Annotated in this window: 17 protein-coding genes; 13 read left to right on the top strand and 4 right to left on the bottom strand. The window is 46.5% G+C overall.

What is annotated here, in order from left to right:
* Nucleotides 1–50 precede the first annotated feature (50 nt).
* Entirely contained in the window at nucleotides 51–380 is a 330-nt protein-coding gene (locus IE070_RS05175) for a hypothetical protein (RefSeq protein WP_189481163.1), read from the top strand.
* 56 nt (nucleotides 381–436) lie between these two features.
* Here IE070_RS05175 and IE070_RS05180 read toward each other — a convergent pair whose 3' ends face one another.
* Nucleotides 437–907, bottom strand: a complete 471-nt coding sequence (locus IE070_RS05180) for a tellurite resistance TerB family protein (RefSeq protein ID WP_189481165.1) — start codon at nucleotides 905–907, stop codon at nucleotides 437–439.
* A gap of 210 nt (nucleotides 908–1,117) precedes the next feature.
* Here IE070_RS05180 and IE070_RS05185 point away from each other — a divergent pair, with 210 nt between their 5' ends.
* From IE070_RS05185 to IE070_RS05195, 3 genes are all read left to right on the top strand, one after another.
* On the top strand, nucleotides 1,118–1,939 hold the full coding sequence (locus IE070_RS05185) for a M90 family metallopeptidase (protein WP_373296914.1): 822 nt from the start codon (nucleotides 1,118–1,120) through the stop codon (nucleotides 1,937–1,939).
* 103 nt (nucleotides 1,940–2,042) lie between these two features.
* On the top strand, nucleotides 2,043–3,131 hold the full coding sequence (locus tag IE070_RS05190) for an efflux RND transporter periplasmic adaptor subunit (RefSeq protein ID WP_189481167.1): 1,089 nt from the start codon (nucleotides 2,043–2,045) through the stop codon (nucleotides 3,129–3,131).
* Nucleotides 3,132–3,134: 3 nt separating this feature from the next.
* Nucleotides 3,135–6,284, top strand: coding sequence for an efflux RND transporter permease subunit (locus tag IE070_RS05195; RefSeq protein WP_189481169.1), 3,150 nt, complete (start codon nucleotides 3,135–3,137; stop codon nucleotides 6,282–6,284).
* On the opposite strand, the gene IE070_RS05200 is transcribed toward IE070_RS05195, so the two are convergent.
* A complete protein-coding gene (locus IE070_RS05200; RefSeq protein ID WP_189481171.1) occupies nucleotides 6,281–6,463 on the bottom strand; it encodes a hypothetical protein in 183 nt (60 codons plus the stop codon). The two genes, IE070_RS05195 and IE070_RS05200, sit on opposite strands and share 4 nt — an antisense overlap.
* A 158-nt stretch (nucleotides 6,464–6,621) precedes the next feature.
* On the opposite strand from IE070_RS05200, the gene IE070_RS05205 reads away from it, so the two are divergent.
* The 6 genes from IE070_RS05205 to IE070_RS05230 all read left to right on the top strand — a co-directional run bounded on the left by IE070_RS05205 (nucleotide 6,622) and on the right by IE070_RS05230 (nucleotide 13,519).
* The gene (locus IE070_RS05205) at nucleotides 6,622–7,593 is read left to right on the top strand and encodes a calcium/sodium antiporter (protein WP_189481173.1); all 972 of its coding nucleotides are present in this window, start codon (nucleotides 6,622–6,624) and stop codon (nucleotides 7,591–7,593) included.
* Nucleotides 7,594–7,597: 4 nt separating this feature from the next.
* Nucleotides 7,598–9,841, top strand: a complete 2,244-nt coding sequence (locus tag IE070_RS05210) for an exonuclease domain-containing protein (protein ID WP_189481175.1) — start codon at nucleotides 7,598–7,600, stop codon at nucleotides 9,839–9,841.
* Nucleotides 9,842–9,906: 65 nt separating this feature from the next.
* Entirely contained in the window at nucleotides 9,907–10,566 is a 660-nt protein-coding gene (gene tmpT, locus IE070_RS05215) for a thiopurine S-methyltransferase (RefSeq protein WP_189481177.1), read from the top strand.
* A gap of 161 nt (nucleotides 10,567–10,727) precedes the next feature.
* The gene (locus tag IE070_RS05220) at nucleotides 10,728–11,669 is read left to right on the top strand and encodes a YihY/virulence factor BrkB family protein (RefSeq protein WP_229796933.1); all 942 of its coding nucleotides are present in this window, start codon (nucleotides 10,728–10,730) and stop codon (nucleotides 11,667–11,669) included.
* A 109-nt stretch (nucleotides 11,670–11,778) separates the two neighbouring features.
* Nucleotides 11,779–12,477 carry a monofunctional biosynthetic peptidoglycan transglycosylase gene (gene mtgA, locus IE070_RS05225; protein ID WP_189481179.1) on the top strand — a complete coding sequence of 233 codons (699 nt, stop codon included), beginning with the start codon at nucleotides 11,779–11,781 and terminating at the stop codon, nucleotides 12,475–12,477.
* Nucleotides 12,478–12,631: 154 nt separating this feature from the next.
* Nucleotides 12,632–13,519: a DNA ligase gene (locus tag IE070_RS05230; RefSeq protein WP_229796934.1), complete on the top strand. Its 888-nt coding sequence runs from the start codon at nucleotides 12,632–12,634 to the stop codon at nucleotides 13,517–13,519.
* An 84-nt stretch (nucleotides 13,520–13,603) separates the two neighbouring features.
* Here IE070_RS05230 and IE070_RS05235 read toward each other — a convergent pair whose 3' ends face one another.
* Nucleotides 13,604–14,521: a DMT family transporter gene (locus IE070_RS05235; protein WP_189481283.1), complete on the bottom strand. Its 918-nt coding sequence runs from the start codon at nucleotides 14,519–14,521 to the stop codon at nucleotides 13,604–13,606.
* Nucleotides 14,522–14,751: 230 nt separating this feature from the next.
* Here IE070_RS05235 and IE070_RS05240 point away from each other — a divergent pair, with 230 nt between their 5' ends.
* Complete coding sequence (locus IE070_RS05240) at nucleotides 14,752–15,171, top strand: acyl-CoA thioesterase (protein ID WP_189481285.1); 420 nt, start codon at nucleotides 14,752–14,754, stop codon at nucleotides 15,169–15,171.
* A 13-nt stretch (nucleotides 15,172–15,184) separates the two neighbouring features.
* Here the strand turns inward: IE070_RS05240 and IE070_RS05245 are convergent, their stop codons facing one another.
* The gene (locus IE070_RS05245) at nucleotides 15,185–15,799 is read right to left on the bottom strand and encodes a DUF502 domain-containing protein (protein WP_189481181.1); all 615 of its coding nucleotides are present in this window, start codon (nucleotides 15,797–15,799) and stop codon (nucleotides 15,185–15,187) included.
* 237 nt (nucleotides 15,800–16,036) lie between these two features.
* Between IE070_RS05245 and IE070_RS05250 the strand changes: the two genes are divergently transcribed.
* Complete coding sequence (locus tag IE070_RS05250) at nucleotides 16,037–16,660, top strand: LysE family translocator (protein WP_189481183.1); 624 nt, start codon at nucleotides 16,037–16,039, stop codon at nucleotides 16,658–16,660.
* Nucleotides 16,661–16,802: 142 nt separating this feature from the next.
* Nucleotides 16,803–18,266: an aminoacyl-histidine dipeptidase gene (locus IE070_RS05255; protein ID WP_189481185.1), complete on the top strand. Its 1,464-nt coding sequence runs from the start codon at nucleotides 16,803–16,805 to the stop codon at nucleotides 18,264–18,266.
* The last annotated feature ends 42 nt before the right edge of the window (nucleotides 18,267–18,308 follow it).

An 18,308-nucleotide genomic window follows, 5' to 3' on the forward strand; every position in this document is an offset into this window, starting at 1 on the left:
TATCATGCAGTAATAGCGCTGTATGTTGCCGCATCTTTTATGAGGTTGTTATGTTTGATTCATCCTTTCGTCAACAAGCTGCTGCTTGGCAGCAGCAGTTTAGAATGCGGCAGCAGGGTAGTGTGCTGCAGCGGCTACTCGCTTGGTTATTGCTAGGGGTAATCTTGTTGATTGGTGCTTTTTTCTTGTTGTTTGCGCTGGTGCTGAGCTGGGTATTAATTCCAATTATACTGTATCGGCATCGTCGTCGTATGCGCCAATTCCGCCAATTCCGCCAGCACGCAGCACATGCACAATCACATGCTTCTGCGCGCTCAGACCAGCTTGGTGCTATAATTGAAGGTGAAGTGCTGCACAAAGAAGAACATGAACGTCGTTAGTGTTGTTTCTACAACCAACGCTGAAAATCATGTTCATGGTATAGCTGGTTATCGCCTCAAGTAGGCTTGAATGCCAGCTTTGCTTTTATAAAATCACTGTGCTTAATAAATAACAAGTCTGCCACATTGCGCAGCATGGCCTCTTCGTTGGGATCAACTTGCCCGTCTGCATAGGCTACCTGCCATAATTGCTCGAGCAGCGCGATACGCTGTTGTTCTGTTAACATCTTCAATTTACTGGTATAGGCGTGCAAACAGGTTGCATCTGCAGCTTGAGTGGCCGCCGCGTTAAACACTATCTCAGCGTCGGTAGGGGACAATTGATACTCTTTCAACAAGTAATTTAATACCCAATCGTGCTCTTGTTCTGCAGAATTAAAGTCTGCTTCAGCAAGTTGTAACATTAGCACCACAGCCATAAATTGTGATTCGCTCAGCCCTACTTTACGCCAAGGCAATTCTGTCGCCCCCGCGCTTGGCCAGTCATTACTGGCTTTTTCTAATAGATTTTTTAAAAAATTAAACATCGTTTCTCCTTGGAACTGATCTACGCACATAGGGTATACGTTACTGAACCTCTCTGGTTTTACGCGAAGGTGTGTGTATTGTTGTGAACTTGTTGAACAGCGTGTTTATATCAGCATAGTAAACCCGCAACCGCTTTTTTACCCCGACTTGAATTTAGTCAGACCTTACCCCACAACAAGAGTTCGCAATGACTGACGTGGAGTAAACGCTTGCCACTATTTATATTAACTATACTAGCCACACTCTTAATTGGTTTTATTATAGGTAAACCGTATTGGCGGGCATGGCAGCGTAAGCAGCATATGGCAAAACCCTTTCCTGAAGCATGGCGCCGAATTTTAAAACAGCGGATGCCTTATTTTCGGGTTTTACCAGCCGATTTGCAGCTACAGCTTAAAAAACATATTAACGTATTTATTGCTGAAAAAACCTTTGTAGGATGTGATGGCTTAGACGTTACCGACGAGATGCGCGTTACCATTGCGGCACAGGCTTGCTTATTATTGCTCAATCGCCCAAATTACTATTATCCCAAGCTACAGCAAATTTTACTTTACCCTGCGGCGTTTATTGTTAAAAGTCCGCAAGCTGATCCCACAGGGATTGTACATGAGCAACCACGGGTATTATCAGGTGAGTCATGGGGGCAGGGCAAAGTCATCTTAAGTTGGGCCGATACTATAGAGGGTGCGGCGCACCCGAATGACGGTCGTAATGTGGTTATTCATGAGTTTGCCCATCAATTGGACCAGGAAAAAGGTCAAGCCACTGGTGCGCCATTGTTGGCGCGCCAAGGCGATTATCAGCAGTGGTCGACGACAATGCAAGATGCGTTTTTAGTATTACAGCAACAGGCTGCCAAGGGGCAACACAGTTTATTTGATTATTATGGTGCAACCCACCCTGCAGAGTTTTTCGCGGTGATCAGTGAAGTGTTTTTCGAACAGCCGCACAAACTGGCGCAAATGCATCCGGAGCTTTATCAACTTTTAAGCCGTTTTTACCGGTTAAATCCACTGAGTTGGTCATAAAAGTGATCTAGCCTGAGGTTTGTTGCATAATTATTTTGTTATCAAGAATTGTTCTTATTTAAATGTTGATACTTATCTATTCTTTATTATTCTAGGATGCGTTATGTCTGGATGGAACGCCTATATTTTTTGCAGTACGTTGCTGTTACTCAATGCAGTTTTACTCCCCTTTGCTGCGGCAGAAGATCGTGTGCCCGTGACAGTGAGCATGCCGCAACAAAAAGGCCTGTCAGAACAATTACAACTAAGTGGAAGTTTAACGGCGCAGCAAAATGCGAATTTATCGAGTCGCACGGCTGGCTTAGTGGCTGAGATTCTCGTCGATGCTGGCGCGTCGGTGAAACAAGGACAACCGTTATTAACGCTGGATACCGCCTTAGCAACCCATCAATTAGCCCAACAGCGTGCAGCCCTAAATGCAGCAGAAGTATTAAAGAATGAGCGACAACGTTTAGTCACTGAGGCAGAGCAATTGATCGCGCAGCAGCTGTTTCCGCAAACTGAATTGGCTTTGCGCCGTGCGGCATTAGCTGAAGCCAATGCCTTGTATCAGCAGGCGCAAGCCAGTGTATTACAACAGCAAGAAGTCGTTGCACGACATACGTTAACGGCACCCTTTAGCGGTGTAATTGCTCGGCGTAGTACTGATGTGGGGGAATGGGTAGCGCTTGGTACGCCTGTTTTTCAATTAGTCAGCTTAACGCCGCTGCTACTTGATGTACAAGTGCCACAAGAATACTACGCAGCGCTGGCGTCGTTACAACGTATTGAGATTACGGCTGACAGTGCGCCGGAGCAAAAATTTACAGGGCGTTTACTGGCCATGGTGCCGGTAGGTGATAACAACGCGCGCAGCTTTTTGGCGCGGTTAGAAATTAATGATACAGAGTATGCATTGCTACCCGGAACTTCAGCAAGTGCGCTTTTTTACTTTGAACGTGCAGAACAAAACGTGTTAGTGGTGCCACCCGATGCGTTATTACGTCATCCTGATGGTAATTTTAGCGTGTTTAGTATTGTTGATGACATAGCGTATAGACACAACGTGACGGTTGGGCGAAGTAGTGAGCAAGGTATTGAGATTTTATCTGGTTTACCCATATCGCAACCTGTCGTGGTTAGAGGAAATGAGATTTTACGTGAGGGACAAGCCGTCACGATTGTTAACAATGCCACACATTCAGGGAGATAACTCATGCTGGAAGCAGGCATTCGTCGCGGCACTATTCTTACGGTTACTGTATTAATTATTTGTGTGTTGGGTATTGTGGCAGCGTTGCGCATACCTGTACAAATGATCCCTGATTTAGAAGTGCGTACGATCAGTGTGGTAACGGGCTGGCCAGGTGCGACCCCGCAAGATGTAGAAAAAGAAATTTTAATTGAACAAGAGCGTTACTTACGCACGCTACCTAACTTAAAACGCATGGTATCGCGTGCCAGCACGGGCTCTGCGAATATTGAATTAGAGTTTCCGTTTGGCGTTGATGTAAATGAAGCACTTATTCGAGTCAGTAATGCATTAAGCCAAGTCTCTTCCTATCCTGAAAACGTTGATCAGCCCCGTTTATTTAGCAGTTCCTTTTCCAATAATGCTTTTATGTATTTTCGGCTGATGCCGCTTAGTGGCAATCCATTAAATTTGGATATGGACATGTTGCGGGATTATGCCGAGGACTATGTCAGGCCACAAATGGAGCGTGTGCCAGGGGTATCTGAGGTGGGTGTGAGTGGCGGTGCAGAGCGCCAAATTCAAGTGCTAGTGGATCCTATGCGGTTAGCGCAGCGTGGCATCAGCCTTACTCAAGTGAGAGACGCCATTCGGGCACGCAATCGCGATAGCTCAGCAGGTGATATTGATAGTGGTAAACGGCGTTATCTACTGCGTATGGTGGGCCGCTTTGATCAATTAGATGAGCTAGAAGATTTGATTATAAGCCAGCAAGGAGATAATCAGGTTCGCTTAAAAGATGTAGCGACGATCGTGTTAGATCATTTTGAAGTACGCGAGTTGTCGTATGCTGATGGAGAGCAAACCTTAAGTTTATCGGTGCGGCGTGAACCAGGTTCTAATGTTATTAACATCAAGCAGGGCATGGTTGACATTGTCGCACAAATCAATCGGGATATGCTAAGCCCGAATGGCTTGCAGTTAATGCTGATCAGTGATGATGTGCGTTATGTTGAAGATTCTATTGCCAACGTGTGGACAAACTTAGCGTTGGGCGCCTTGCTGGCTACGTTTGTAATGTACCTATTTTTACGTTCTGGCCGAGCAACGCTTGTTGGCGTTATCGGTGTACCAATTTGTACCATTGCAGCGTTTTTAGGATTGTTAGCCTTTGGTCGTACGATAAATGTGATCTCGTTGGCTGGCGTTGCTTTTGCTATTGGTATGACGGTTGATAATACTATCGTGGTTTTAGAAAGTATCGAACAAGCTCGTCGTCGTGGCTTAGATCGGATTGAAGGGGCTATTCAAGGCGTGCGAGAAGTATGGCCAGCCGTACTTGCGTCAACCTTAACGACCGTGCTGGTATTTATGCCCATTTTATTTATTGAGCAAGAAGCCGGTCAGTTATATTCCGATATCGCCATAGCTATTGCCGCCGCGATTATTGCCTCCATGTTAGTTGCGGTGTTTGTAGTACCTGCAGCAATTGCGCGTTTGGGTTTTGGCAAATCTTCTGTGCCTTCTGGTGATGCGACGGTGAGGGAAACCACGCGAACAGGGATCACGGGCGTAGTTGAAAAATTAATTAGTCACGCGTCACGTCGTTTTTGGGTGTTAGCCACGACGGTAGTATTAACGCTGGGTGCTGCTGGTTATTTATTGCCTCCAGCGGAGTATTTACCTGAAGGGGAAGAACCTAAAGCGTTTTCGTCGATGATTGCACCGCCAGGGTACAATTTATCTGAAATGGCCAACATCGCCGCTGAGATAAAAGAATTTCTTACTGCTCAAGTCAATGCGGATCCGAGTTTATTTGATCGTGGGGAAACCACGATGCCGTCGTTACAATATTATTCACTCAGTGTATCAGTAGGGCGCATTCGGGTACTGAGTGAGCCAACGCGACCGGAAGATATCAGTGCCATGATGGAGGCAATGACGACGTTATTTAAACAGTATCCTGGGATGCGCGCGTTTTCGGCCAGAGGATCGATTATCAGTAGTAACGATGGTGGAACGCGCGCCGTGGCGCTAGATATATCTGGGCCCGATTTAGCCAGTTTATATGCTACCGCTGACGCGGCGTATGTGGCTGCTGGACAGTTATTTGATCGGCCACAATTGAGCTCTGAGCCATCGTCTTTATCGCTTGATCAGCCTTTGGTGGAGATCCGCCCGAATTGGCAGCGACTGGCAGAGTTAAACTTTACGGCGGCCGACTTTGGTTTTGCGGTATCCGCACTCAGTGATGGCGCCTTCGTCGATGAGTTTTTTCTAGCGGATGACAAAGTCGATATTTTTCTGTTTAGTCAGGCTGGCGCACAGCAAAGCTTATCGCAATTGGCACAAACTCCCGTACTAACACCCAGTGGCGCCGTGCTCCCGTTAAGTAGTTTAGCGCGCTTAGAAGAAGTTGCCGACAGTGATACCTTACGCCGTGTGGATGGACGACGTACCGTTACCCTCTACATTGTGCCACCGCGATCCGTGGCATTAGAAACAGCAGTGGCCAAAGTGCGAGAAGAATTGGTTCCACAATTACAGCGAGAGGGCCTTATCGCCAGTAATGTGATGTTAGATATCTCAGGTGCTTCTGATCAGCTCGATGAAACCAAAGCAGCATTAGGGGGGAACTTCGCTGTAGCCATTGTATTAATTTATTTGTTGTTAGTGGCTATTTTTACTCACTGGGGTTATCCGTTGTTTATTTTAGCCACGGTACCGTTGGGCTTAGCGGGGGCCTTGGTAGGCTTAGCCACGATCAATGGTGTGAGCAGCTTACTGACCGTAGTGGGCATAGGCGGTTTTCATCAACCGTTTGATATGATTACCATGCTGGGATTTTTGATCTTGCTTGGCACCGTGGTGAATAACCCGATTTTGATCGTGGATCAAAGTCGGCGCAATTTAGCCTCTCAACAGATAACGGTGCTTGAGGCGGTGTTACAAGCCGTTGAAACTCGGCTACGGCCAATTTTAATGTCAACGGCAACCACCATTTTTGGTTTAGCACCTCTGGTGTTGATCCCAGGAGAGGGGACTGAATTGTATCGCGGGGTTGGTATCATCGTATTGTGTGGTTTGCTGTTCTCAACCTTAATTAGCTTAACGTTTTTGCCCGCGTTGCTGGTAACCGTTTTGAACTGGAAGCAGCAAATGGCTAAGACTTAATCAGTAAAAAATAACATTTTTAGCAATTGTGCTAATAAAATAATGGCCACCAAAGGCATCAAGAAACGGCTATATTTAGCCGTTTCTGCTTGGTCGCGGCTGCCAAATTTTTCAGCCAATTTCACTACGACAAACAGGGCAACAAACAACAAGGCCAGTATCATTACTAAATTTTGCATAAGGTACTCCATGGGTCCTAGATTGCTAGCATACGCTGTTTAAACATTTGTTTCAAAAACCCTTGTGCTGGCTGTGCGCCAAAATAGCCGCATGCTATGCTACACACTGTTACTCGCCTAAGATCATTCGCCTGTTATTTTTTAGTAAGGACTATTCAATGTTGCTAGCTGTTGTTGCATTAATTGCTGGCTTAGTACTGCTTGTTTGGAGTGCTGATCGCTTTGTGGATGGCGCTGCTGCTACGGCAAAATATGCCGGTATGCCGCCATTATTAATTGGTATGTTAATTGTTGGTTTTGGTACTTCGGCTCCTGAAATGGTGGTGTCTGCTATGGCGGCTGCTGATGGTAATCCGGCCTTGGCGCTAGGTAATGCTTATGGTTCAAATATTACTAACATTGCGCTCATTTTAGGGTTAGTGGCGCTGTTAAGCCCCATTGCGGTGCATTCTCAAGTGCTACGTAAAGAGCTTCCTATTTTAATGTTAGTGACCCTGTTTGCCGGTTGGTTGCTTTTTGATCATCAATTAAACAGTTTTGATGCGATATGTTTGTTGGGCGTGTTTTTTGTATTAATGGGCTGGTCTGTTTGGCAAGGCATGCGCAATCCCCAAGATGCATTAGCAACAGAAATGCAGGATGAGCTGGCAGATAGTGGCAAAATGACGCTTAAACAAGCGATTATTTGGTTGTTAGTCGGTTTAGTGTTATTGATTATCGCCTCACGGATGCTGGTTTATGGTGCTGTTTTTATTGCGCAGAGTTTAGGGGTAAGTGATTTAGTCATTGGGTTAACCGTTGTGGCTGTGGGCACATCGTTACCTGAATTAGCCTCCTCATTAATTGCTATTAAAAAAGGTGAGCATGATATTGCCCTAGGAAATGTGATTGGTTCTAACCTGTTTAATACGTTAGCGGTAGTCGGTATTGCTGCGGCTATAGAGCCGATGGCGGTAGATGCCGTAGTCTTAACCCGCGATTGGACATTAATGGCCATATTAACGGCTGCGGTCTTTGTGATGGGGTATGGCTACAAAAAACAAGGCAGAATTAACCGCCTAGAGGGTGCGATTTTGTTGGCCGTGTTTATTGGTTATACCGGTTACTTGATTAGCACGGTGATCAGTTAACCCTATGTCGGTTAGACCAGAGCTGGATACCCGTTACTATCTGCAGCACTTTCAAGAGCTGCTGCAGTTTGTAAAAACGCATTATGGTGCTTGTCTAACCCCGCTTGCCAACACCTGGCTAGATGACTTTGCGCAACTAAGTATGCCTGCGCAGCAATTGCTGGTAAGGATGCTGAATCGTAAAGGTCGGGTGTTTGCCGACAGCGAGCTGTCTTACACCGAAATTGGCCCGGTAGCGCCACTATTGGCAGAGCTGCAACATACTGGCTTTATTGCCGCCGTCACTGAGGATGTCCTAACCGATTTTTGGCTGCGACTCACCAAAGATACGCTATGGCAGTTGCTTGACCTGGCGCAGCCGCAACTGGCATCTCCCCTTGAGGTAAAAAAAAGCCACACTAAGCCGGTACTGCTGCGTGCAGCCTTAGCGCTGCCGATCGATTGGCTACCTTTGATTGCGCAGTTGCCACAGCAGTATGTAGTGCTGCAACGCTTAGACGCAATTAATTATCTGTATTTTCTTTATTTTGGGCGGGTAGAGCCTAATCTTTCGCTCTTTACCCTGCGCGATTTGGGTATTCGACAAACGGGCCAGTTTAAGCAACAATTTAGTCCGCGCTTTACCGATTTGGCAGAGGCCGAATTAGCTTTTCAATTAGCGCAAGCCAAGCTGGCGCTGGCCGATTTAAGCAAACAGCTAAAACACGAGACAACAGAGGCTGAGCCGCTGTTACGTAGCTGGCTGGACAAGGTGCAACAGTGGCCGAATACCCATATTCCAGCGTTAACCCTAAAACGCAGCGAGCGCTGTTATCAGTTGGGTAAACTGGCTGAGCAGCAAAAGTTGCTGTCGTTAGCTGTGGCTTTTTATCAACAAAGTAACGGCTTTCCGGCCAGCGAACGCTTGGTGCGCTTGTACTGGCAACAGGGCGATAAAACACAGTGCCAACAGCTACTGCAAAGGCTATTAGACGATCCCAGCTGTGATGAAGAATGGTTATTTGCTGACGATTTTTATCAGCGGAAATGTCATGTATGTAACAGCAGCCAGCGCCGCTCGCAACTCACGCAGTTGCTGCATGCCGCTCCGCAAATTGGTGTAGACGAGCTTTATTTAGGCAAAGCAGAAGCCGGGCTCATCGCGCATTATCAGGCGCGCGGTTATCGGGCGTTTCATAGCGAAAACAATCTTTGGCTGGCGTTGTTTGGTCTGTGGTTTTGGCATGAACTGTTTGAGCATCAAGAAAGTGCGCTACATAACCCCTTTGAACGGCGGCCGCGCAATTTAAGTGCGGGTGGTTTTTATCCGCAATTTCAGGCAACCATCGAGCACAAATTAGCGCAACTGGCTGCGCCAAATGCCGCAACCATCCTACTGAGTGCGTTAACCGCGCATTATGGCAAAGCCAATAGCCTGTTTTACTGGCATGGCGATCTCGCTGAACAGCTATTACCTTTGCTGCAATACGCGCCGCGCGGCCATCACAAAAATGCCGAAAACGATGAACAGGGTGAAAGCGCGTTAGCACCAATATTACGCGCGATGGCGCAGGATTTTAACCGCAATAGTAGCGGTTACCCAGATCTGTTGTTATGCAAAGATAACCAGTTGCAGTTTATCGAAGTTAAAGCGCCCGGCGATAAAATCCAGCGCCATCAGTTAGCCCGGTTGTTAGCCCTTAACAACGCTGGCTTTACTGCCCGTATTGAAAAATTGCAGTGGGTAGTCGATCCTAACCGGCTCTATGTCGTGCTGGATGTCGAAACCACCGGCGGCAAGGCAGGGACAGACAGAGTGATTGAAATCGGCGCAGTAAAAGTACAGGCAGGCGAGGTGTTAGACACCTTTAGCACCTTGCTAAACCCTGGCCGTTTTATCCCATCTTTTATTAGCCGCTTAACGGGCATTAGCAATGCTATGGTAGCCGATGCTCCCACCTTTGCTGATATTGCCAGCAAGCTCGCCGAGTTCTTACAAGGTGCGGTGTTTGTGGCGCATAATGCTAAGTTTGATTACGGTTTTATTCGCGCTGAATTCGCCCGTTGTGAATTGCCGTTCGATATGCCGCAGCTTTGCACCGTGGTGAATATGCGCCGCTATTATCCGGGATTAGCATCTTATAGCCTGGGTAAGTTATGTGAGGAGTTTGAGATTAAACTGAAAAATCATCATCGAGCCCTTGCGGATGCTACCGCCACGGTGGAATTGTTAAAACTGATCAATGCTAAACGACAGAGCCCAGAGTAACCGGTGTTTTTCTTAGCAGTATGGCTCTCTTGTTAGCCAAACCCCATAGAATTTAAGGCGCGTAAATGAATCCAGAGTTCTGGCAGGAAAAATGGCAAAAGAAAGACATTGCTTTTCATCAGGCAGCCGCCAATCCGTTATTGATCCGTTATTTTCAGCAACTGGCTATTGCGCCTGGTGGCAGAGTGTTTGTGCCGCTGTGTGGTAAGAGTATCGACATACACTGGTTGCTATCAAAAGGCTATCGGGTGGTTGGCGCTGAGTTAAGCAATATTGCTGTGCAAGAGCTTTTCTCTGAGTTAGGGCTTACCCCTACCATAAGTTGTGTAGGTGAGGTTCTGTGTTATCAGACGGAGATGCTGCAGGTATATGTTGGTGATATTTTTGCGTTGTCAGCAAGCCTCATAGGTAGTATTGATGCTATTTATGATCGAGCGGCATTGGTAGCCCTGCCTATTACTATGCGGCAACGCTATGCAAAACACCTTATTACTCTTAGTCAAGGGGCACCCCAATTGCTCATTTGCTTTGAATACGATCAAGAATTACTAACTGGGCCGCCTTTCTCGGTGAATTACCAAGAACTACACGCACATTATAATACCGTGTACAGTCTTCACTGTGTTGAGAAAAATGACGTGGAGGGCGGTCTGAAACGCCAGTGTCAGGCCACCGAACTCGCTTGGCTTTTAAAGCCAACAGAGACATTGCGCGTTCAAGATTGATGTGACGAACACCATAAATCCTCACGTGGACTTTACGAAAAGCCACGTTTACATTTACAAACAGGATGTTGGCTTATATTTGTGTTGTGGCAGCTTGCTGTGATAGAACGGATGTAGCTGCAGCAATTACGCAATATTAGCAGTAATGGCAGGGTATTTTGATGATAGTGAATAATTTATACGACGCACTTCCCGCAATGGTACGCCACTGGTTAGGCATTTTAGGGGCAGCATTGCAGCATTGGTTAGGCAGTCAGGCGTTTATTTATGCGGCGGCGCTGGCGTTTTTTACCGTGTTTTCTATTGCGCCTATTTTGGTGGTGGTGGTGGCAGTCGTAGGGCTAGTGATTGGCGAAAGTGCCGTACAAGGTGAGCTTTTTGCCCAATTGGAAGATACGCTGGGTGCAGATGCCGCGGGGGTTGTTCAAACGGCGGTAGTGAACTCGCAAATTGATCAAAGCGGCTTTCTGCCCGCCTTAGTTGGTATCATTGCCACTATTATTGGTGCCACCACCGTGTTTGCGCAAATGCAGCAATCGTTAAATCAAATTTGGGATGTAGCGCCCCGTCCGAAAAGAAATAATCTTTGGGTATTTATCAAAAGTCGTTTGTTATCCTTAACAATTATTTTAGCTATTGGTTTTATTTTATTAGTGTCGTTACTTTTGTCGGTTGCGTTACGCGGTGTAATGGCCTTTGCTGAAGAGTGGTTGCCCGTACCCGGTTGGGCTATGGTAGGCACGGAATTAATCTTGTCGTTACTGGTTGTTACGCTACTTTTTGCATCTATGTTTAAAATTTTGCCTGATGTTGTGCTGTCATGGCGAGATGTGTTGCTTGGCGCCTTTATTACGGCGATCTTGTTTACCATAGGTCGTTCGTTTATCTCGGTGTATTTAGCCTATACCGCCACTGCGTCGGCATATGGTGCCGCTGGTTCGTTGGCATTGCTATTACTTTGGGTAAATTACTCTTCAATGATATTACTTTTTGGCGCGGCGTTTACGCGAGCGCATCTAGAAGGCAGAGGTAAACCGATCCGCCCGAAAAGTACCGCAGTTTGCGTACATCGGGAATTGATCGAAGATCTTCCTTCGAAATAGCACAACGAGTAGATGTTTTAACAGGGGGGAAGGCGGTTACACAAGCGTTAGACGTGCGATCTATTGCGATATTCTTAAATGCATTATGACTATCACTTAAAGAGGTAGGATGACAGAGCATCAACGCGGTTTTTTCGGTTATGTAGGAAGTGTCTGCTGGCGTATGTCGCAGCTGATGTTACTGTTTTTATTGCTTGTGCTGACGCTATTACTGATCCTACGTTTTGTCCCACCACCTACAACCGCGTTTATGCTGCAAAGCCCGTATCCGGTTACGCAGCAGTGGATCAGTATTAAGCAATTGCCATCCCATGTAGCATTGGCAATGGTCGCCTCTGAAGATCAACGTTTTCCCGAGCACTTTGGTGTAGATATTACCGAGCTGCGCAACGCACTGGCGCGTTTTGATGATGGCGGTGGTTTGCGTGGTGCCAGCACCATTACTCAGCAAACGGCCAAAAATCTGCTGTTGTGGCCGGGTCGCAGTATGCTGCGAAAGGGACTTGAAGCCACACTGGCACTGAGCCTGGAGGTTATCTGGGGCAAAAAGCGAATTCTGGAAGTGTATTTAAATATCGCCGAATTTGGCAAAGGCATTTATGGTGTAGAAGCAGCCAGCCAGCACTATTTTGGTAAATCTGCCGCAAGGCTTAGCCGGAATGAAGCAGCCCAGTTGGCGGTGCTTTTGCCAAGCCCCCGTAAGCGAGATCCTCGTCAATTAACGCCTTATTTACAGCAGCGAGTTAGCTGGGTCGAGCGTCAAATGCGCCAGTTAGGGCCCAATTACTTACAGCCTATTCTAGATTAACTTGTATTCCCTTCGTTTAAATACCTTACACCTTTAATCAGATAACACATGCTAAACCCTCTTTATCCTGAACCAAAGAGGGCTCGTACTAATCATTTGCCGAACCTGCATCGTTTACTATACTTTTACTTTTCGGTAAAGGGAGTGATTTTAGGTGATTAAAAAGTTAATTTTATGCTTATTGATCAGTGTTGGCGTAACCTGCTCTGATGCTTACGCCAGTAAGGCGTTTTATGTGGATTTCCTCGTATCAGCAACCGCTTCCCCAGTAAAGCCTGATTTGTTATTGGCCAATGTGTATCGAGACGATATTGATGAACAACAGTATTGGATCAGTGAAAAGTTGGATGGCGTAAGAGCGTATTGGGATGGTAAGCAGTTAATATCGCGCGGTGGTAATATTATTGCGGCGCCGGCTTGGTTTACCGCCAATTTTCCTACACAGCCGTTAGATGGCGAGCTGTGGTTTGCCCGCCAGCAGTTTGAACACATTTTAAGTATTGTTAGCAAGCAGCAGCCTGTTACCAGCGAGTGGCAGCAACTAGGTTATTATATTTTTGAATTGCCAGATGCGCCAGGTACCTTTACCGAGCGGATCAGTGCTATGCACGCGTTAGTACAGCAGCAAAACAGTCCTTATTTGCACGTTGTACAGCAATTTCGGGTAGCCGATAAGGCTGCATTAATGGCTATGTTGCAACAGTTAGAGCAGGATGGCGCGGAAGGGCTCATGTTGCACCATCAAGATGCTTTGTATAAAACTGGCAGAAGTCATGATCTTCTAAAACTAAAAAGCTATCAAGATACCGAGGCCATTGTAATTGGTTACCGCCCTGGTAAGGGCAAATACCAAGGCATGGTGGGAGCATTAGTGGTAAGAACCCCTGAGGGGAAAGAATTTGCTATAGGCAGTGGCTTAAGTGATGCGTTACGCGCCAATCCTCCAGAAATTGGCAGTGCTATTACATATCGCTACAATGGGTATACCAATAACGGTATCCCACGTTTTGCCCGTTTCTTACACGTTAGGCCGTCGTTCTAACATTACCGCTGCTGAAATGTTAGGTGTATACCTTTAGGGTTTATCCTGCAAAACTAGGACAATCGTGCCAAGTTACGTAGGAGTTTAACTGACTAGCTTTGGCTGCTCTCGGCTAAATAGCGCCCGAATACGATCAAATGGGGTGAGTACGATGGCATTGCCCAGCAGCACCAGTGCAAAGCCGCTAAAGGTGTAGCTAGTCCACTGAAAACCCTCAAACAGGGTGCTTAACACCACGGCAACCAATGGAAACAGCACGATGGTGTAGCTGGCTTTTTCTGGGCCTATTTGTTTTAACAGCGCAAAGTAACTGGCAAAGGCGATGACTGAGCCAAATATGGCTAAATACAGCAATGAAATAATATAAGAAGGTTCAGTACTAAAGTTAAAGCTATGCCCTTTAAACAATACTGCTGCAAGCAGAACTAGGCTGCCGTACAGCATACCCCAAGCATTTACTTGCATAATGGGCATATTTTCCCGCGAGTTGCGTACACTCACCATATTACCAAAGGACGCCGATAGGGCGCCGGATAAAATCAGTATTAAGCCAAGTAGACTGGTATTGGTTAAATCGATGCCGTCTAAATCTGGCCAGAACAACACCACGATCCCAGCAATACCCAGCAAGGCGCCAAAATAGATCCGTTTAGCCACCGGCTTACCAAAAAACAGCCGAGTATTGACGATATTCATCAATAGCATGGTGGTAAAGGCTATGGCCGTCATGGCAGAGGTAAGATACTGCTGCGCCTGATAAATAAACAGGAAATTCACGGCAAAATTCAAGCTGGCTAGCAGTAAAATAAAACCATGCTGGCGCAGGGTAAAGTGCATATCCAGTTTACGCCACCAGCAAAATAACCACATTAATACCGCAGCAATGGCAAAGCGATAAAGCAATGACACTTCAACCGCGACGACGCCTAACTGAAATTCAATAGCAAACCAGGTAGAGCCCCAGATTAAAACGGTAACCAGATACAGCAGCATATTTTTCATAGTGGGTAGGGTAGGCAAGTGCGTCGCAATAAAGTGCCGATGATAAGGCCTTACCTGTATTTTAAACAGTAGTCGCATTAAAAAAAGTTGGTGTGTAGGACCATTTATGGTGGGGATAGCTAAACTGCATTAGTAGTGAGGGCTGTCCGTACAAAAAAGCGTAGCGCATTGGTGCTATAGGTTGCTACTGGTATACTTAAATGCTAAACAATAACAGTATGGGTGAGTATATGCGCTTTCTTAGTCGTCGGCTGGTGATGCCGGGTGATTTAAATTATGCCAATGCACTGTTTGGTGGCAGAGCATTAGAATGGATAGACGAAGAAGCGGCAATTTACGCGATTTGTCAGTTGGAAACCAATAGCCTGGTGACTAAGCACATGGGGGCGATCAGTTTTGAAAGCCCGGCGAAACTGGGCGATGTGGTGGAGTTTGGCTTAACCACTAAAGCGGTGGGCAGAACCTCTATTACCGTAAGTTGCTTGGTACGCAATAAAGCCACTAAAAAGACGATCTGCTTTGCCGACGATATTGTATTTGTGCGAGTCGATTCTCAAACACAGCGGCCGGAGCCGCACCATAAAACATTAGACATGTTACAAACACAGACATTAAAAGAGTTACGAACGCTCAATCTTGATGTCGAATAACGCCATGCTAGTATTATTCGGGTTTTGATGCCCCCGGTGCTTTGCTGCTGCCTAAACCGCCACTGAGCACCAGTTGTAGCGCTTCGGCTGGTTTCATTTCTATATTACGGGTATAACTGCGTGGCACAATAATAGTGTAGCCCCCCACGTTGTATGCCATAGGGATAAATACGGCTAACTGTTCTTCTTGCATTAACGCGGACATACGATCATGTTGTTGTCCGCCTTGTTTCGTGACAATCCCGATGAGTTCGATCTCGGATGAGGGCAGTTTCACCATTACCACTGAGCCATCACTGAAGTTTTTGCCGGCCATGACATCAATAAGATCTTGCAACGTACCATAGACTTGTTTGGTCCCCGGCAGTTTCATCAGCACTTTTCCAGGCAGTTGCCACAGCCAGTTAAAACTTGGCCAGCGTGAACTGTATCCAATGGCGACACACACCAGAACAAAGCCAGCAATAGCCATACCCGGCAAATACCACGCTACGGGGATCACCATTTTCAATACGGGTGTTAATAAGGTTTCAACAGTAAGGAGTAGCCAACGGAGTAATTCAATTGTGATCACCAAGGGCAGAATAATGGCCAAGCCCTTTAATAAACTTTTTACAACAATTTTCATTAAGTGTGAGTCGTATAGCGAAGTTATGTGTCAACAGCATACCAGTTATGTAGCGCGTTTCGCCAGCCAGTATTGTGGAGTGCTATGACGTGGGCAGCGTGACGGTACCATGGTGAGCGGCTCTCGCGTTTTTATAAGTATTCACACAGGCATAATCCGCATCATTTATCCCTATCTAAATGCTTGCTGGCAGTAGATTTACGCGCGAAAATACAGTTGTCCCTTACTGAGGTTTTTATGGTTAATTTGACATTGCTGGGTGCCTTTATTCCAACCTTTTTGTTTGTATCGATCACTCCTGGGATGTGTATGACGCTCGCCATGACATTAGGAATGAGTCAGGGGGTGCGCCGTACATTCTGGATGATGTGGGGCGAAATGTTGGGCGTAGGGCTAGTGGCGGTGGCCGCGGTGTTGGGGGTGGCGGCACTTATGCTGCAGTTTCCGACGGTATTTCAGTGGTTTAAAATTTTAGGTGCCTGTTATCTTGTGTATGTTGGTGTCCAAATGTGGCGCGCTAAGGGCAAGTTAGCCGTGCCCGAATTGGGTGCTGTTCCGGCACTGATGCCAAAAGCAACATTATTTAGCCAAGGCTTTATTACCGCGGTATCAAACCCTAAAGGCTGGGCATTTCATATGGCATTATTACCCCCATTTATCGACGCTAAACTGGCGTTTTGGCCGCAGTTATTCGTGCTAGTAACGATTATTCTGGCGTTAGAGTTTTGCTCAATGTTGGTTTATGCCAGCGGTGGGAAAGCCCTCGCGGCATTACTGCGCCAGCAAAGCAAAGTGCAATGGCTCAATCGTATTGCGGCCAGTTTAATGTTCGCGGTTGCCCTGTGGATGCTATTAGGTTAATTGGCAATAATTTTATACCCCTGTAATGTTTTTTTTACTGTGCTAAAGCAGCATACCGGCAGGTTCTTTGGCAGGGCTCTTAGCCGATTCAGACATGTGCTACTATCGCGTTATTATTCTATTGTTGTAATCAGGAGTTTTCGTGACCGCTATTTCCAGTTTGTATCCGCAACCTTTATGGCAGTGGTTTGCCCAAATTTGTGCTATTCCGCATCCATCAAAACATGAGCAAGCATTAAGCCAGCATATTCAAGCGTGGGCGCGTGATAAAGGACTTAACGTACTGGAAGATCACGTTGGTAATTTGATTATCAAAAAACCGGCAACAACCGGTATGGAAAATCGTAAAACCGTGGTAATTCAAGCTCATTTAGATATGGTGCCGCAAAAAAATGCGGATAAAAAGCATGACTTTACCAAAGATCCTATTGAAGCCTATGTAGACGGTGAGTGGGTAAAAGCTAATGGCACTACCTTAGGCTCCGATAATGGTATTGGTATGGCATCTGCGTTAGCTATTTTAGGTAGCACAGATATTAAGCACGGGCCGTTAGAAGTGTTACTTACTGTGGATGAAGAGGCCGGTATGACCGGCGCCTTTGCATTACAACCTGGCGTGCTGGCTGCTGAGATTTTGATTAACACCGATTCTGAACAAGAAGGTGAGATCTATATGGGCTGCGCAGGCGGGGTAGATGCGCAATTTACAGTGCCCGTCGCATGGCAGCCATTACCAGCCGGACACCAAGCCTATCGTATTAGCCTTAGCGGGCTAAAAGGTGGTCACTCCGGTGTAAATATCCATTTAGGCCGCGGTAATGCCAATAAATTATTAGCACGCTTTTTAGTTGATTGCGCACAAGAGCTTGATGTAAAGCTGAGTGAAATGTCTGGCGGCTCATTACGTAATGCCATTCCGCGCGAAGCCGAGGTGGTGATTACCCTAGCAGCAGACAAACGGGCAAGGTTAGAAGAAAAAGTTGCGGCGTTTCAAACCTTGTTACAACACGAGTTGGCTGTCACCGAGCCAAAATTGAAGCTTGATGTCACCGAGACCATTCTGCCGGCGCACGTGATGCGCGCAGAATCGCAACAAACACTATTGCAGTTACTTAACGCCTGCCCAAATGGGGTAATGCGGATGAGTGATGAGATAGCGGGTGTGGTAGAAACGTCGTTAAATTTAGGGGTTATCACCACAGATGGCGATAAAGTACAGGTGTTGTGTTTGATCCGTTCACTGATTGATTCTGGTCGGGAACAAATCGAATCAATGCTCGCCTCGTTAGCGGCGTTAGCAAAGGTAAATGTAACGTTCAGTGGTGCTTATCCTGGCTGGAAACCCGATCCAAGCTCGCCAGTTATGGCGATAGTGAAAGAAACCTATCAGGATATTTATCAAAAAGATCCGGTTATTATGGTGATTCATGCCGGCTTGGAATGTGGGTTATTTAAGAAACCCTATCCGGATATGGATATGGTTTCTATAGGCCCCACTATCCGCTATCCACATGGTCCAGATGAAATGGTCAATATTGAAACGGTTGGTCAATACTGGCAACTGTTGTTGGCCGTGTTAGAGCGCATTCCGGCAAAGGCGGCATAACAGCGTATTTGTTGTTTTAACGTCAGCGATAGTGATAAAGGC

Source organism: Alishewanella tabrizica (assembly GCF_014652375.1).
Taxonomy (GTDB): domain Bacteria; phylum Pseudomonadota; class Gammaproteobacteria; order Enterobacterales; family Alteromonadaceae; genus Alishewanella; species Alishewanella tabrizica.